15 protein-coding genes and 2 pseudogenes are annotated in these 15,321 nt (G+C 70.6%); 8 read left to right on the top strand and 9 right to left on the bottom strand.

Translation table 11 applies throughout. The annotated features are described in order from the left end of the window. Position 1: 1 nt before the first annotated feature. The 5 genes and pseudogenes from ACY5J6_RS12695 to ACY5J6_RS12675 form a co-directional block, all read right to left on the bottom strand. Positions 2-2,770, bottom strand: a complete 2,769-nt coding sequence (locus ACY5J6_RS12695) for a helicase-related protein (RefSeq protein WP_462846735.1) — start codon at positions 2,768-2,770, stop codon at positions 2-4. 3 nt (positions 2,771-2,773) lie between these two features. Next, positions 2,774-3,649, bottom strand: a complete 876-nt coding sequence (locus ACY5J6_RS12690; RefSeq protein ID WP_462846734.1) for a ParB/RepB/Spo0J family partition protein — start codon at positions 3,647-3,649, stop codon at positions 2,774-2,776. Then, positions 3,646-4,611, bottom strand: coding sequence for a ParA family protein (locus ACY5J6_RS12685; RefSeq protein ID WP_462846733.1), 966 nt, complete (start codon positions 4,609-4,611; stop codon positions 3,646-3,648). The genes ACY5J6_RS12690 and ACY5J6_RS12685 overlap by 4 nt, the downstream gene beginning before the upstream one ends. Positions 4,612-4,678: 67 nt before the next feature. Then, positions 4,679-5,278 carry a hypothetical protein gene (locus tag ACY5J6_RS12680; protein ID WP_462846732.1) on the bottom strand — a complete coding sequence of 200 codons (600 nt, stop codon included), beginning with the start codon at positions 5,276-5,278 and terminating at the stop codon, positions 4,679-4,681. Positions 5,279-5,409: 131 nt separating this feature from the next. Next, positions 5,410-5,994: pseudogene (locus ACY5J6_RS12675) on the bottom strand (transposase); the annotation flags it as partial. A 489-nt stretch (positions 5,995-6,483) separates the two neighbouring features. On the opposite strand from ACY5J6_RS12675, the gene ACY5J6_RS12670 reads away from it, so the two are divergent. Next, positions 6,484-7,068 carry a 3'-5' exonuclease gene (locus ACY5J6_RS12670; RefSeq protein WP_462846731.1) on the top strand — a complete coding sequence of 195 codons (585 nt, stop codon included), beginning with the start codon at positions 6,484-6,486 and terminating at the stop codon, positions 7,066-7,068. Between the two features lie 398 nt (positions 7,069-7,466). Here ACY5J6_RS12670 and ACY5J6_RS12665 read toward each other — a convergent pair whose 3' ends face one another. Further along, complete coding sequence (locus ACY5J6_RS12665; RefSeq protein WP_462846730.1) at positions 7,467-8,084, bottom strand: hypothetical protein; 618 nt, start codon at positions 8,082-8,084, stop codon at positions 7,467-7,469. Between the two features lie 560 nt (positions 8,085-8,644). Here ACY5J6_RS12665 and ACY5J6_RS12660 point away from each other — a divergent pair. From ACY5J6_RS12660 to ACY5J6_RS12650, 3 genes are all read left to right on the top strand, one after another. Continuing rightward, complete coding sequence (locus ACY5J6_RS12660; RefSeq protein ID WP_126247978.1) at positions 8,645-8,917, top strand: AbrB/MazE/SpoVT family DNA-binding domain-containing protein; 273 nt, start codon at positions 8,645-8,647, stop codon at positions 8,915-8,917. Further along, the gene (locus ACY5J6_RS12655; protein ID WP_462846729.1) at positions 8,914-9,315 is read left to right on the top strand and encodes a type II toxin-antitoxin system VapC family toxin; all 402 of its coding nucleotides are present in this window, start codon (positions 8,914-8,916) and stop codon (positions 9,313-9,315) included. The genes ACY5J6_RS12660 and ACY5J6_RS12655 overlap by 4 nt, the downstream gene beginning before the upstream one ends. Before the next feature lie 113 nt (positions 9,316-9,428). Then, complete coding sequence (locus ACY5J6_RS12650) at positions 9,429-10,166, top strand: PD-(D/E)XK nuclease family protein (RefSeq protein ID WP_462846728.1); 738 nt, start codon at positions 9,429-9,431, stop codon at positions 10,164-10,166. Here ACY5J6_RS12650 and ACY5J6_RS12645 read toward each other — a convergent pair. Then, positions 10,153-11,115: a hypothetical protein gene (locus tag ACY5J6_RS12645; protein ID WP_462846727.1), complete on the bottom strand. Its 963-nt coding sequence runs from the start codon at positions 11,113-11,115 to the stop codon at positions 10,153-10,155. The genes ACY5J6_RS12650 and ACY5J6_RS12645 overlap by 14 nt on opposite strands. An 8-nt stretch (positions 11,116-11,123) precedes the next feature. Continuing rightward, entirely contained in the window at positions 11,124-11,432 is a 309-nt protein-coding gene (locus tag ACY5J6_RS12640) for a helix-turn-helix transcriptional regulator (RefSeq protein WP_462846726.1), read from the bottom strand. Between the two features lie 303 nt (positions 11,433-11,735). Here ACY5J6_RS12640 and ACY5J6_RS12635 point away from each other — a divergent pair, with 303 nt between their 5' ends. From ACY5J6_RS12635 to ACY5J6_RS12625, 3 genes are read left to right on the top strand one after another with little or no spacing between them, the layout of a single operon-like run. Next, complete coding sequence (locus ACY5J6_RS12635) at positions 11,736-11,912, top strand: hypothetical protein (RefSeq protein ID WP_022799483.1); 177 nt, start codon at positions 11,736-11,738, stop codon at positions 11,910-11,912. Then, positions 11,884-12,366: a type II toxin-antitoxin system VapC family toxin gene (locus ACY5J6_RS12630; RefSeq protein WP_462846725.1), complete on the top strand. Its 483-nt coding sequence runs from the start codon at positions 11,884-11,886 to the stop codon at positions 12,364-12,366. Before ACY5J6_RS12635 ends, ACY5J6_RS12630 begins: the two co-directional genes overlap by 29 nt. Next, positions 12,363-13,304, top strand: a complete 942-nt coding sequence (locus ACY5J6_RS12625; RefSeq protein ID WP_462846724.1) for a tyrosine-type recombinase/integrase — start codon at positions 12,363-12,365, stop codon at positions 13,302-13,304. Before ACY5J6_RS12630 ends, ACY5J6_RS12625 begins: the two co-directional genes overlap by 4 nt. A gap of 113 nt (positions 13,305-13,417) precedes the next feature. Here ACY5J6_RS12625 and ACY5J6_RS12620 read toward each other — a convergent pair. Beyond that, positions 13,418-14,534: pseudogene (locus ACY5J6_RS12620) on the bottom strand (ISAs1 family transposase). 226 nt (positions 14,535-14,760) lie between these two features. On the opposite strand from ACY5J6_RS12620, the gene ACY5J6_RS12615 reads away from it, so the two are divergent. After that, positions 14,761-15,318 (top strand): LemA family protein, encoded by a 558-nt coding sequence (locus ACY5J6_RS12615; protein WP_462846723.1) that lies wholly within the window; start codon positions 14,761-14,763, stop codon positions 15,316-15,318. The last annotated feature ends 3 nt before the right edge of the window (positions 15,319-15,321 follow it).

Raw genomic sequence — 15,321 nt, 5'->3', positions numbered from 1 at the left:
CTCACCTCGCGGGAACCAGGACCAAGACCCCGAGCAGGTCGGGGGGCGGGACGGGCTCCACCTCGAGGTCCCCCACCCGCTCCCTCGCCGCCCGCCTCAGGGCCCGGTGGGCCTCCCGGATCTCCCGGGCCCGCGCCTTCAGGCGCGCCTCCACCTCCCCCCTGCCCTCCTCGTACCGCTTGAGGGCGAGGGCGAGGAACTCCCCCGCCTCCTCGGGGGAGACGTTCCCCCTGGCCTCCAGGGAGAGGAGGGCCCTCGCCCGCTCCCCCTCGAGGAGCCCCTCGGGGCCCAGGGCGAGGAGGAGGACCTCCTCCCCCACCACCTCCCCTTCCCGGCTCTTCAGGAGGAACCGGGGGCGGAGGAGGTAGAGGTAGTGGGCCCGGGCTATCCCCTCCACGCGCCGCGCCGCGTACCGCCCCCTCTCCCCCCGGAGGGCCCCCTCCAGGAAGTGGCGGGCGAGGGCCACCACCAGGGGATGGGTGCGCCCGGCGAAGACCGCCCCCTCGGGAGGGGGGTCCTGGAAGGCGAGGAGGAGGGGGCGTTCCTTCCCCCCGGCATCCCGGAAGGGGGCGAGCAGGGGCTCGGGCAGGGCGGGGGAGGGGCGGAACTCGTAGGCCCCGCCCCGCTCCCTGACCTCGAGGCCCACCACCTTGGCCGAAAGCAGGACGAAGTCCCGCACCTCCTCGGGGCTTCCGAGGACGGCGTCGGCGTCCTCGAGGGCCTTTAGGGCCTCCTCGGGGCGGAGGGCCCGCTGGGCGAAGCGGGAACGGCTCTCCCTCTCCCGCTCCACGTCCCGGCCCCAGCGCTCCTCCAGGAGGTCGCTCTCGGCGAAGAGGAGTGGCCGCTCCCCCTCGTAGAAGAGGCTCCGCACCATGCGGTCCACCACGTAGCGCTCCTCCTCGGGGACGGGGACGTGGACCCCGAGGGCCTTGCGGATCTCCTCCGCCTTCCTGAGGAGGACCTCCACCACCTTCTCGTCCACGGGGTTGTCCTTCCCCCGGTAGCGCACGGCCACCACCCGCCTGGCCCTCTGGCCGTAGCGGTCCACCCGCCCCTCCCGCTGCTCCAGGCGGTTCGGGTTCCAGGGCAGGTCGTAGTGGACCACGGCGGTGAAGCCCCGTTGCAGGTTGACCCCCTCGGACACGCAGTCGGTGGCCACCAGGATCCTGGGGCTCTCCTCCATCAGGGCCTCCACCGCCTCCCGGCGGGCCTCCCCGTCCATCCGCCCGGTGACCACGGCCACGTGGGCCTCGGGGAAAGCCCTCCGCACCGCCTCCCCCACGTACTCCGCCGTGTCCACGAAGTGGCACCAGACCACGGGGTGGTGCCCCTCGCGGAGGAGGTCCGAAAGGAGGGAGAGGAGGCCCTGAAGCTTGGTGTCCTTCTCCGGGGTGAGGGCCTCCACCAGGCGCTTGAGGCCGGAGAGGCGCTTCCTTCCCGCCTCCTCCACCACCCCCGCGGCCTCCCGCTCGGCGAGGTCCACCAGCGCCTCCGGCACCTCGTCCGTGGGAGCGGCTTCCGAGCCCTCGTAGACCTGGGGGGCGAGGTCCAGGAGGGCCTCCTCGTCCTCTAGGGGAATCCCCCTCCGCTCCAGAGCGGCCCTGGCGCTTTGGGGGCTGGACATGACCGTGCGGAGCAGGGTCAGGGCCGCCCACCACCGCATCCGCCTCCGCCCCTCGGCGAGGCCCTCGCTCCGGCGGACCACCTCGCGGGCGTAGCGGTAGGTGGCTTCGTAGAGGGCGCGGTACTCGGGGGAGAGGGCGTAGGTCTCGTAGCGGATCTCCCGCTCGGGGAAGAGGGAGGCCCCCTCCCAGAGGGCGGCGATGTCTTTGCGGGTGCGCTGGACGAAGTACCGGGCCAGGCGGGCCCGCTTGTCCTCGTCCAGGCGGGCGAGGTCCCAGGCGGCGAACTCGGGGGAGAGGAGGCCCAGGAGGCGGCTGAAGGCCTCGGGCAGGCCGCTGTGGGGGGTGGCGGTGAGGAGGAGGAGGTGGCGGTCCGGGTCTTCCGCCAGGGCCCGCACCAGCTCGTAGCGTTTCTGCAACCCCTCGCTGGGGCCGCCCACCGCCCCGTGGGCCTCGTCCACGACGACGAGCTCGGGAGCCCCCTCCAGGAAGAGGGGCCTGTGCCGCTCGTGCTTCACGAAGTCGACGCTCGCCACCACCACCGGGAAGTGGCGGTAGAGGTTGGTTCCGGACGGAAGGCTCCGCTCCAGGCGGGCGAGGCTTCCCGCCGAGACCACCACGGCCTCGAGGGCGAACTTCTCCCGTAGCTCCTCGGCCCACTGGTCCAGGAGGTGGGGCGGTGCGAGGACGGCGAGCCTCCGGGCGAGCTTCCGGTCCAGGAGCTCCCGGGCCACGAGCCCCGCTTCCACGGTCTTCCCCACCCCCACGTCGTCGGCGATGAGGAGGCGCACGGGGTGGAGCCTCAGGGCCATGAGGAGAGGGACGAGCTGGTAGGCCCTGGGGCGCACCCCCACCCGGCCCAGGCTCCTCAGGGGGGCGGTGCCGTCCCGGAGGAGAAGCCTCGCCCCCTGTAGGAAGAGGCGGAACTCCTGGGGCGAGGCCAGAGGGGTCGCCTTGGGCGGGGGAAAGGAGGCGGGGGAGAGGTCCTCGTGGGGGAGGACCTCGCGGAGGGCCGCCACGAGGTCCAGGCGCACGGGGAGGAGGTCTTCGCCCCCCAGGGGGCGGAGGTAGAGGAGGTCCCCCTCCCGGTCGGCGAGGATCCAGGGGCGCCCGCGGTAGGCGACGAGGGAGCCGAGGCGGTGGTCCACGGTTCACGCTCCTTCCAGGACCTTCCTAAGCTCGGCGAGGAGCCCCTCCACCCGCGCCCGCCTCTCCGGGGGCAGGGCCTCGAGGTCCACCCTGGCGAGCTTCTCCGCCACCTCCCGGTGCCAGGGCTTGGGAGCCTTCTCCTTTTTGAGGGCCTCCCGCACCCTGGCCTTGAGTTCCCGCAAGGAGAGCCCCGCCCTGGCCTCCTCCAGGAGGGCCCGCCTCAGGGCCTCGTCCCTCACCTTCTTGAGCTCCAGGGCGGCGGTGTAGGGAATCGCCCCTTCCTCCAGGGCCCTCTTCAGGTCCTCGGGGAGGGAGAGGAGGGGGAGGCGGTTTTGCACGAAGGACTCCCAGGTCATGCGGCCGAGGGCCCGGAAAACTTCTTCCACCTTCTGTGCCTCCGGGCTCCCCATAACGTTATGGGGAACCTTGCCCCGGGCTTCGTCCCGCATCCGGTGGAGGAGCCCCACCACCCCCTCCCGGCTTTTCCCCAAGTCTTCCGACAGGAGGTCCAGCACCCCGAGGGTCTCCTCGTAGGGGTTCAGGTCTTCCCGCTGCAGGTTCTCCACCAGGGCGAGGAGGCGGGCCTCCTTCTCCGAAAGCTCCAGGACCCTTACCGGGACCTCGGAAAGCCCCGCCATTTGGGCCGCCCGGTAGCGCCGCTCCCCGGCCACGATGGCGTACCTCCCGTCCCCGAGGGGGCGCACCAGGAGGGGCTGGAGGACCCCCTTCTCCCGGACGCTCTCGGCGAGGGCCTCAAGGCCCTCGAAGCGCCTGCGGGGCTGGGGGGAGGGGACGAGGAGGTCCAGGGACAAGGAGGAGGTGGCCGGGCTTTTGGCCTCTTCTACGAGCCCCTTCAGGTACGCACGGATAGCGCTCAAGCCGCCACCTCCTCAAACCGGAAAACCCTTTGCAGCAAAAAGTCTGTGAGACGGGCTATTTCCTCCGCGGCGTCCCGGTCCCCGACCAACTGAATAGGCACCTGCCCCTCGGTGGCCTTCCTATGGGGGCCTGGACGGTAGGCTACCGGGGGAGCTACGGGGGCGACCTCCTCTAGCTCACTCAGGCTTTGGAGAACCCGGTTGTCACCCGCAGTCCGGGCGTCAAACTTGGTGGGCAAAAAAGCCGCTATGATATGGTTCCTTCCCGATACACGCTCCGGGCTCACCTTCCGGACGGCCTCCCGGTACTCCTTGGCCACCTGGATTACCGCCTTGAGGGCTTGTATCCCTTTGGCTCCGGTCTCAACCGGTACGAGGAGACCATCGCCAGCAAGGGCGGCCATCACCGCAAGAGAGCCTAGGGACGGCAGGGAGTCCACGAAAACCAAGTCGTACTTCCCGTCGACCCTTTCTAGGGCGGTGCGCAGGGCCAGAGCGCCGAGGGGCTTGCGGTCCAGCTCTAACTCGCCTAGGGCCAAGTTCACCGAAGCAGGGATCAGGTAAAGGTTGCGCCCCACTTCTCTCGGAGAAGGCAGTAGGTCCTGGCGGATGACTCCAAGAAGAGTTTCCTCGTCCGCCACCGCGCCTGGGTTCACACCAATCCAGGCAGTAAGGTTGGCCTGGGGATCTGCGTCCACCAGGAGGACGCGGTAGCCCCTCGAGGCCAGCTCAAACCCTAAATCTCGGGCAAGAGAGGTCTTCCCAGCCCCCCCAGCGTGGGTAAAGAGGGTATAGGTCTGGGTTCCCCGCTCCGGGCCATCCACTACCTCCGGGACATACCAGTAGTGCCCGAGGCGAACCGCCTGCAAACGGCCCTCCTTGATCCACTTCCGGGCCAGGCTCTCTGATATTCCTTCCCGACGCGCCCACTCGAGAAGGGGCACGAGGCGTTCCCTTTGCATGGCAAAAGCTTACCAAGAAGGTGCGCCTAAGCGCAACCCTTCCGTGTGGCTAGCCGCAAACTTGGGCTCAAGAGACATCGTCCCACAGGCGGACCGGCTCCACCCACCGCACCACCAGGCGCCGAGTCGCGAGGCGCACCTCCCCCTCCACGTAGACCCCGCTCCCCACGCTGAGGCCCTCCAGGAGGCTGAGAGAAGCCCAGAGGGTGAGGGTGAAGGGCTCCTTGAGGCGCCCTCCGGGGTTGGGCCGCACCAGGAGGCCGAACCTCCCCTCCTCCCGGTCCACGAAGGCCACCCGGCCCTGGGCCCAGAAGAGGGGCTTCTCCAGGACCTCTTCCCCGGCGGGCCTGAGCTTCCCCAAAAGAGGCTTCTTCTCCAGGAGGCCTCTGGCGTCCGTGCGGGGCCAGTAGTGGACCAGAAGGCGCTCCCCGATAAGCTCGGAAAGAGGGCGCCCCCGGTGGACCCGCGGGAGGGGGAAGGAAGCCCCGTCCGGCAGGCGGAGGCGGTGGAAGGTGTAGATCTGACCGTTCTCCGCCCGCACCTCCCTCACCGCCACCTGGCCCACGGCCAGCACCACGGCGGAGTAGTGGTGCGGGCGCTTAGAACCCCCGCCCGCGAGATGCGCCGGCGCGTGCCCTTGGTGCTCCATGGGCTCGGCCCTGACCATCCCCTTCACCCTACCACACGGGCCGCGAGGACGAGCTCCCGCTCCACCAGGTAGGCCACCCCGTCCACCTCCACGAAGGCCTTGGCCCCGCCCCCGGTCCACCCGGCGAAGTACCCCCGCCTTGGGCTTGCCTAGTAAATTGCCTTGTACCCCGGAGGGGGCGGGAGAAGGGAGAGAAGAACCCTAAGGCCGTAGGCGATGAGCTCCAAAAGCGCCCGCGCCATGGCCGTCCAAGGCTTCCGCTCCATGAGGTATCCCCCACCCAGCCGCGTCTTCATCCCCCCAAACACCCCCTCCACTACCCCGCGAAACCGGTACACCTCGGGGTCCCACCCCTCCCGCGCCCGCACCCGCGCCTCCTCCCTGGCCTCGCCCCCGCCCCGAAGCCGGATCACCGGCCGCACCCCAGCCTCCCCCAAAGCCCCCCAAACCTCCTTCCCGTCAAACCCCGCGTCCGCCAAAAGCCACCCCCCAGTAAGGGCAAACCGCCCCAGGGCCTTCCCCCCAAGCCGGGGGTCCGGGGCGTAGCCCTCCCCGGCCACCCCACCCCAGGGCCACAAGAGCCGCCTCCCCCTATCCCAACGCATCAGGGCCAGAAGCCGCGCGTGCCCCCGCACCCGCCGTACCTCCTTCCCCCGACGAAAGCGGAGAAGCCGGTCCTTGCTGCGGTAGGCCAGCCCCGTGGTGTCCATGAGGTAGAGGGGGGGAAAGCGCCCCGGGAGGGGCTCCCGGGGAAGAGGCCTGGGGGCGCCCTGGCTCCTGACCCTCCTCTTCAGGAGAAGGCAAGGAGGCCAGGTGGGCCTCCAGTTCCCGGGAAAGCCTCTCCAGGAGGGCCTCAAGGAGTTCGGGGTCCAGGTGATGCACGGCGTAGCGGGCCAGGGACTGGTGGGTTGCTTTCCCGTCAGGGAAACACCTTGGAGGGAAGGGCCTTTCCATGAGGTCCTGGAGTGAGGCCTCCGTCTTGCGGTAGGTGAGGCGGAAGAAGGCGCGGTAAAGGAGGAGGGCCAGGTAAAGGGCGTGGCTGTAGCGCCAGGGGCGGCCCCGCTTGCCCTTGGGGGTGGGTGGAGCCACCTCCTGGGCCAGGCGCAGGCAGTGTTCCAGGACCTCCTTGGGGCTTGCCTCCCTGCGGACAAAGCCGTGCTTGCCCATCAGGAGGTAGATATACACCCGACGGGCTTGCCTTTGCAAGGCAAGCCCACCTGGCCATGGTGGAGGCCTGGGAGGAGCTGGAGGCCCTGGCGGAGGCGGGCTACGCCCCGGCCTACGGGGTGCTGCGCCTGGCAGAGGAGCACCCCGACCTGGAGGCCCTAGCGGCCTACCTAGAGAGGGTCTGGACCCCAGTGGAGGTGGCCGCGGGAGTGGTGGTGTCCACCGCCCACAAGGCCAAGGGAAGGGAGTGGGACCGGGTGGTCCTCTGGGACGACTTCTTCCCCTGGTGGGAGGAGGAGACGGCGGCCCGGGTGAACTGGGGCTCGGACCCGGCCCACCTGGAGGAGGAGAACCTGCTCTACGTGGCGGCCACCCGGGCGAGGAAGCACCTCTCCCTCGGGCGGGTGGGGGCCCTCCTGGAGGCGGTGGAGCGGATGGGGGTGTACCGGGTGGCGGAGGAGGCCACCCGGGCCTACCTCCTCCTCTCGGCGGAGGTGCTGCGGGGGGTGGCCACGGACCCCCGGGTGCCGGCGGAGCACCGGGTGCGGGCCCTCAAGGCCCTGGGCTACCTGGAGCGGGGAGAGGAGGCTCTTGGCTCGGTGGGGCAGCGTGGGGCCTGGGGCCGAGGCTTCTCGTCTTAGGTACAAGGCCTTTTCCTGGCCCTCCCCTTGTACCTAAGACGGTCCCCCATTCCCCGCGCGGGGAACCCGTGCTTCGCCCCCCGGGGCGGCCCGGGCGTCTGCTTTTCTCGCCAAGGTGAGCGGCCGGGCCAAGACGGACGAAGGGAAGAACCCTCCTGCGCTCGTGTGGAGCGTGATCCAGGCGGGCTCTTGGAACTCCAGGCGTTGGGATCCGCTTCTTAGTTACACCTTTGCCCCGTGGCGCCGGTCCATGTACCTAAGACGCCGGGGCGCCCGGGTACAGGCCCCGACCGGGCCACCGAGGCGGGCAGGGCCTCCCCGGCCCGGGGAAAGGGTCAAGCAGGGCCCCTGGGCGGGGGCGCTTCCTCGGGTGCCGAGCCGCCCCTCCTCGCCAAGCCCTAGCCGTCCAGGTACCACGGCACCTTCTTCTTGGGCTGGGCCACCTTGGCCTCCCCCACCTTCTTGCCCAGCTTCTCCAGCTCCCGCTCCCCCCTGGGGGTGCCCCGGAGGAGGAGGGGCACCTTGAGGCGCTCCAGGACGTCGGCGTCCTGCTCCGCCACCTCCTGGATGGAGCCGAAGACCACCAGGCGGGTCTGGGCCACCTCCTCCTTCACCTCCTCCAGCTCCCGGCTCAGGTGCTTGGCCAGGGCCAGGACGGGGTCCAGGGCCTCGGAGCGGCGCAGGAGCACCTCCAGGACCCCCTCCACCCGGCGCAGGGCCTCCTCCAGGGCGGCGAGGCGGCCCTCCAGCCCCTCCAGCCGGGCCACGGGCACCAGCTCCGCCTCCCCCTTCACCGCCTCCAGGGCCACCCGGTAGGAGGGGGCCTGCCCCGACCGGACCAGGGAGCGGGCCTTCAGCAGGCGGGAGGCCTCGGCCATGGTGATCACCCGGCGCCCCTCCCGGCGGGGCAGGGGGCCGAAGACCTCCTCGTAGGTCTTGAGGAGCTCCGCCACCGCCCGGCGGGACACCCCGAGCATGCCCGCCAACTCCGACCACGTGAGGGGTTTGGGTCCCATAGGAGTAGTGTAGCCCCGGTGAAGGGCGGAGGGAAGGCCGGGACGGGAGCCCGGTTTCTCATCGGTTCACCTTCACCGAGAGGAACGCTTTACGGGAAGGGTGAGATGGCCTGCACTACCCCTTGCACGTGCAGGGTGAACCGCCTCCCTTCACCGGCCTAATGACCTACTGGAGGGATATCTGGCTGGTGAGGGGGTGCACTTCATTTATGACCTCGTTACGGGGAGAGACCCCTCTTCCCCGGCTCCTTCGGTCCCCCGGTCCCGGTGTACCGGGCGGCGCACCTCCCCCTTCCCAGGAGGGGGCGGGGGCCACCCCCGCGTCTTAGGTACACGCCCGCCTCGAGGCCGCGCCCTTGTACCTAAGACCACCCTCGAGGCCGCCCCCTCGCGCCCGAGAGCTCCCGGTAGGCGAGGTGGGGGGCGGGCGCCCCCCAGACTCCCCCCGGCCTTCGCCTCTCCCCGGGTGGAGCCCCCCTGGCCAGGCCGCGGGGCCGGCCCCAAAGGCGTGGATGAAGTCCGGTGGGTGACACGCACGTATAACGTGATACCCTAATGCTATGGGACACCTCACCTTCCAGGCCCAATACCTCACCCACCTCGGAGCCAAGGGCCGGGTGGTCCTGCCCGCGGAGGTGCGCAAGGCCCTGGGGCTCAAGGAGGGGGACCGGCTCCTCCTCCGGGTGCGGGAGGACGGCACCCTGGAGCTCCTTAGCGCCCGCGAGGTGGCCCGCCGGGCCCTGGGCCTGTTCGCCCACGTGGCCCCGGGGCGGAGCCTGGTGGAGGAGCTCCTCGCCGAGCGGCGGGAGGAGGCCAGGCGGGAGGAAGGGTGACCGCGGTCCTGGACGCCTCCGCCCTCTTGGCCCTCCTCAAGGGGGAACCCGGGGCCGAACGGGTGGCGGAGGCCCTGGAGCGGGGGGCTTACCTGAGCGCGGTGAACCTGGCCGAGGTCCTCTCCAAGCTGGCCGACTGGGGGGAAGACCCCGCCGAGGCCCAGGCCCGGATGGCGCAGGTTGGGCTCTTGGGGGCCGCGGTGGAGGTGGTCCCCTTTACCGGGGAGGACGCGCTGGAGGTGGCCAGGCTCAGGGCCCTGACCCGGACCCGCGGCCTTTCCTTCGGCGACCGGGCCTGCCTGGCCCTGGCCCGGCGCCTGGGCCTCCCCGCCCTCACCGCAGAGCGGGCCTGGGCCGAGCTGGACCTGGGGATCCCCGTGGAGGTCCTCCGCCCGTGAGCGCCTGAGGGCTCCCGGAGGCGGCGCCCTCTTCCGCCAGACCCCCGGCTGGCGGGTGGCCTAGCCCCGGGCCGGGGTAACCTGTAGAAAGCCCAGGGCTTCGGGGGTGGCTCGTGTATGAAGACTGGCTCTTCAAGGACTGCCCCGGGGGCTGGCGCCTCCGCTACCGCAGGAACGGGGGCGGCTACGAGGCCTCCCGGGACGGGGAAAGGTGGGAGAGGGTCCCCTCGGTCACGGAGGTCACGGGACGCCTGAACAAGAACCTCCAGGACTGGGCCGTGCGCCAGGTGGTGGAGTACCTGAGGAAAGAGCTGGCCCCGGGCCTGGTCCTCACGCCGGAGGAGGTGGACCGCCTCCTGGAGGGGGCCGCCAAGGCCCACCACGGGGCCGCCCGGAGCGCCGCGGGCCGGGGCGCCGACCTCCACGCCTGGGCGGAGGCCTACCTCAAGGGGAAAAAGCCTCCCCTTCCTGAGGCGGAGCCCCTCCGGGGGATGGCCCTCGCCCTGGCGGGGTGGTGGGAGGGGAACGGGGGCGGGCTCCTGCTTTCGGAGGAGGCCGTCTTCCACCCGGGGCACCGCTACGCCGGGCGGGTGGACCTGGTGGCCCGCTTTGGGGGCAGGCTGGTGGTGGTGGACCTGAAGACCTCGGCCCGGGTCTACCCGGAGCACCTCCTCCAGGTGGGGGCCTACGCCCTGGCCCTGCGGGCGGAGGGGGTGGAGGTGGAGGGGGGCTTCGTGGTGGCCCTGCGGGACGGGGTGACGGTGGCCGAGGTGCCCCTGGAGGAGGCGGGGGAGGCCTTCCTGGGGCTCCTCGCCGTCCACCGCTTCCTGGAGGGGCTCAAGGGCTCCTGAGCACCCGCTTGTACCAGACCTTGAGGGCCTCGAGGTCCCACGCCACCACCGCCCGGCTCCCGTCGGGGTAGAGGCGCACCTCGTGGCGCCTCGGGAACTCGGGGAGGAGGCGCTCCACCTTGGGCCACCACGCCCCCAGGGCCTCCGGCCTCAGCACCAGGAAGTAGGGCCCCTCCCCCACCAGGCCCATCACCTGCCCCTTGGGGAGGGGCGGAGGCAGGCCCAGGTCCTTCGGAGCCTCCTCCTCTTCCGGGGCCCGCCGCACCCGCGCCGGGTCCCTCCTCGGCCCCTTCCCGGGCGGGGGCGCCTCCCTCTTCCGGGGCTCCGGGGGGCTTTCAGGCTCGGGCGGGGCGGGCCTTCGGGCCTCCTCCTGGGACTCCTTTGGCTTCCGCCTCCCCTCCAGGTAGGGGTTCCGGTCCCCCTCTATGGGCTCGGGGAGGGGCCTCCCTCCCTTCCGGGCCAGGGCCCACTTCCCCAGGGGGAAGGCCCGCTCGGCGAGGAGCCTCCCCCCCCGCAGGGCTCCCTCAAAGCGGTAGGCCTTCTTGGGCTCCAGGAAGGCGGTGAAGCCCCGGGCCCGGACCAGGGTGAGCCGGAAGGCCTCCCCGCTCTTGGGCTGGACGAGGACCACGAGCCTTCTCCGGTCGGCGTGGAGGAGGAGGCCGTGGACCACGAGCTCCGGCCCCTCCAGGGGGCGCTTGAGCTTGGTGGCCGCCTGGGCCAGGACGAGCCTCCCCTCCCCGTCCGTCCTGGGCCAGAGGGCGAAGACCCCCTCCCCCCGGTGCTCCTCGGGCTGGGTGAGGGCGTACCCCGCCACCTCCACCCGGCACCCCCGGGGAAGGCGGGGGCTGGAGAAGCCCTCCTCCCCCAGGCTCCCCTCCAGGAAGAGGGTGGCCTGGTGGGGGATGTGGGGCCCGCGCCTCTCCCTGGTGGCCTCTTGCGCCTCCTCCACCTTTCCTCCTAGAGGCCGAAGCGCCTGAGCACCTCCCGGGCCCGGTCCACCACGCTCTTCCCCGCCCCCTCGGGCCTCTCCTCCTCCTCCAGGGAGCGGAGGAAGGCCAGGAGGCTCTCCCTGGTGATCCGGGCCGAGCGGGGGGTGGGGTGGACCCGCCGGAGCTTGCCCTCCGCCACCAGCTTGAAGACCGTGCGGCGGGAGAGGCCGAGGGCCCTCGCCACCTCCTGGTAGGTCAGGAGGAGCTTCCCCTCCAGGGGGTCCCGGACCTCCGCCCTGGCCTCCTCGCCCTCCGGTTTCAGGGCGTCCCTGGGCATGCCCACATGTTAACCTGGGTACCCCGAGGTGCACTTCCAGACATCCGAACTTCGGAAGTCTGTGAGTCTGGAAGTCCGCAAGTTTGTCGCAAACCCCCGTCTTTTGTCGCAACCTTCTTCCGGGCTCGGCTCCTCACCCGCGCCCCTTTTTCCGGGGGTTTCGCCCTTCGGGACGGCGTTCCCCGGCGGTCGGGGCCTACCTCGGGCACTTCGCCAAAGTAATCTTTTGCGAATGCTATACTCCGGGAAAGCGGGGGTGGGGGGCCTCGAGGGCACCCCTCCCCGGGAAGGTAGGATGGAGCCATGCCCAAGGCCAAGGAGCCCCTGCTGAAAGCCCTCCTCAAGGCCCCCGAGTGGCGCCGCCTGGCGGAGGAGGTGGTCCTGGAGCCTCCCGAAAGGCCGAAGCCCCGCTTCAAGCCCTGGCGGACCCAAGGGAAGGGAGTCCCCCTGGATGCCGTCCTCCACGACCTCCGCCGGTGAGCTTCTCTTCCTGGACACCAGCGTCCTGGTGCGCCTCTACTACCTTGAGCGGGACGACCCCTTTGCCTGGGCGGTGGACCTGGCCCAGAGCCCGGGCGCCCTCCTCGCCGCCTCTCACCTGGCCTATGTGGAGACCTTGGCCGCCTTCCACGCCCTGCGCCGGGGCAGGGCCATCACCTCACGGCGCCAGGCTTCCCTGAGCGCCGCTTTCCGGGCCGACTGGCCCTCCTTCCTCCGGGTGCCCCTGAGCCCCCCCGTGGTCCAGCTCGCCGGCGCCTTGGCCGAGGAGCATCCCCTGAGAGGGGCGGACGCCCTCCAGCTCGCCTCCTTCGCCTGGCTCTGGGAGAGGGAGGGGAAGGGGCGCTTCTTCACCCTGGACCGCAGGCTCCACCAGGTGGCCCGTGGGCTGGTGCCCACCGTGCCCGTCCCCGCTTTTGAGGAGGACCGAGCATGAGAACCGCGCAGGACCCCCACGCCGAGCTCTTCGCCCGCTTCCGCCGCTACCTGGAGATGGAGGAGGGCCGCTCCCCCCGCACCGCCCGGGAGTACCTCATGGACTGCGCCCTCTTCTCCCGCTGGTTCCGGGAGCGCCACGGCAGGCCCCCCCGCTGGGAGGAGGTGGGGAGCCAGCACATCCGCGCCTTCCTGGCCTCCCGCGAGGTGAGCCCCCAGCGGGTGGGGAGGGTCCTGGCCTCCCTGAGGAAGCTCTTCCGCTACCTGGCCGAGGTGGAGGGCCTCCCCATCCTCAAGGACCCCACGGAGGGCGTGAAGCGGCCCAAGCTCCCCCGCAGGCTCCCCGTCTACCTCACCCCGCCCGAGGTGGCCCGCCTCCTCCAGGCGGCCTACCAGAACCGCTCCCCCAAGGCGGCCCTCAGGGACTGGGCCCTCCTCGCCTTCCTTTACGGCACGGGCCTCCGCCTCTCCGAGGCCCTGGCCCTCACCTACGCCGACCTCACCTACCAGGACGGGATCCCCCACGCCCTCCGGGTGAAGGGGAAGGGGGACAAGGAGCGGGTGGTGGTCCTCTCCCCCACGGCCCAGCGGGCCCTGCACCAGTGGCTCAAGCACCGGAACCTCGAGGGCCACCCCACGAGCCCCTACATCTGGAGCCACACCTCGGGGCCCAACCGGGGGAAGCCCTTCTCCGCCCGGGCGGTGGAGGCCATGGTGAAGCGGGTGGCGAGGCGGGCCGGGCTCAAGGACTGGCACCGCATCACCCCCCACAAGCTCCGGCACTCCTACGCCAGCGCCCTGGTGGAGGCGGGGCGGGGCATTGACGAGGTGAAGGAGCTCCTGGGCCACAGCTCCATCAGCACCACCCAGGTCTACGTGCACGTCTCCCGCAAGCGCCTGGAGGAGGCCGCGAGGGCGCTTCCGGATGTGGTCGGGTGAGGTCGGTCTAATCGGCCTAAAATTTGCTTTTGTACCTGACAGCTCTTTAGTAGAGAGGAACCTGCGCTGGGTGGGTAATGGAAGTTTCTTTTCCGACTATGCAGACTTGACCGCTATACTGCATAGAGCCCCAGGAACTTGAGGGCGGAGAGGGGATGGAAGGAGAAGGCCTCCATGGCCGCCTTCTTCTCCCTGACCCCTCGGCGGTGGAAGAGGGAGACCAGAAAGGCCCGGAGGACCGCCAAGACCCGCGCCCCCACCCCCCGCACCTGGCAGGCGTCTTCACGGAAGAGAACGTCCCGCACCCAAAAGGACCGGTTCTCCACCTCCCACCGGGAAAGGAGAAGCTCCCCAAGCCGCCTCGCCTCCGCCACCTCCGGCCCCAGGCTGGTGAGGGCGTAGCTCACCCTTCGCCGCACCTCCCCCGTCCCCTTGTGCACCACCTCCCGCTCCAGCCGCACCACCTGCCGGCACCCGGGAAAGGCGCGTATCTCTTCCGGCAAGTGGGGGGAGGCCCAGACCCGGTAGGTCCACACCTCCCCGTCCCGCGCCAGATTCCACACCGCCTCGGTCTCCCCGGGAAGCCGCCTCTCCTCCATCCCCTTGAACACCTCCAGAGCCCACTCCAGCAGTTCCCCCTGGTTGGCCTTCAAAAGGAAAAGGTAGGCCCCCCTTTTTGCACCACCTTCCCCGCCACCTCCGGGTACAGGTACCCCGCGTCCCCCACCACCACCTTCCCCTTGAGCCCCTCCGCCCCAAGGCGGTCCAGGAGCTCCAAGAGGGCTCCGTCCTCCCTCCCCTCCGCCTGGGCCTGGGCCAGGGTGGTCCGCAGACCCAGGGCCAGGACCTCCACCAGCCTGACCTGGGGGCTTTTCCCCTTGCCGCTTCCCCGAAGGTGCTTCCCGTCCACCACCAGGACCTCCCCCAGCTCCACTTCGGGAAAGACCTTGAGCAGGGCTTCCTGGAGCTTATGGGGGTCCAGGCGGTGCAGGAGAAGGGTGAGGATGGTGTGGCCCGGGGGCTTGCGCAGGCCGAGGTGGGGCAAGAGGTGAGGGTTGGCGCGGGCGAAGCGTTCCACGCCCCTCAGGGAGTCCACGCGGAACTGCTTTCCCGTCAGGGAAACACCTTGTGGAAAGCCACCAGGATGAGGGCCAGGAGGCCCCACAGGGGGTACCGCCGGTTGCGGGCCCGGGGGTCGGGGATCTGGGACAGGGCTTCGCGTAGGGTCATGCGTCTTCTTTACCCCAGGGGCCGTATATAGGTCAAGTCTGGGGGGGCCTTGGGAAGCCTGCCCATTTTGGCCATCGCCTTTAGGATGGCGCCCCTCGCCCGGGAGAAGTGAACCCCTTTCGCCCCTGCCCTTTAGGCTCTTCCGCGGGCCCCGTTGCGCAAGGCCTTGTTTCCGCGCAGGGTTCCTCACACAACCCGGCGCTTCCCCCGTGTAACATGGGCGCAAATGGGCACGATCCTTTGGGTGCTGGTCCTTCTCCTCGTCCTCCTGACCGTCTGGGCCTACAACACCGTGGTGGCCCGCAAAAACCAAGTGGAGAACGCCTTCGGGGCGGTGGAGGCTCAGCTCAAGAAACGCCGGGACCTCATCCCCAACCTGGTGGAGGCGGTGAAGCAGTACATGGCTTACGAAAAGGACCTCCTGGAGAAACTCACCCGCCTCAGGGAGGGCCTGGAGGGGACGAAAGACGCCGAGGAGGCCCTCCGCCTCGAGGGCGAGCTCTCCCGGGCCCTCGCCGCCCTTCGCCTCCGGGCCGAGGCCTACCCCGACCTCAAGGCGAGCCAGAACTTCCTTCAGCTCCAGGCGGCCCTCACCGAGGCCGAGGACTCCATCGCGGCGGCGAGGCGCTTCTACAACCAGGCGGTGACGGAGTACAACAACGTCCTGGAGCAGATCCCCTTCGCCTTCTTCGCCCGCGCCCTGGGCCTTTCCCGCAAGCCCGTCTTCACCCTCCCCGAGGAGGAGCGTGAGGTCCCCGACCTCGGAGGGCTCTTCGGGAGGTGAGCC

This window comes from Thermus sp. H19.2 (assembly GCF_054979525.1).
The sequence above is the reverse complement of the archived record's forward strand: the minus strand, read 5'-3'. Positions and strand labels throughout refer to the sequence as shown.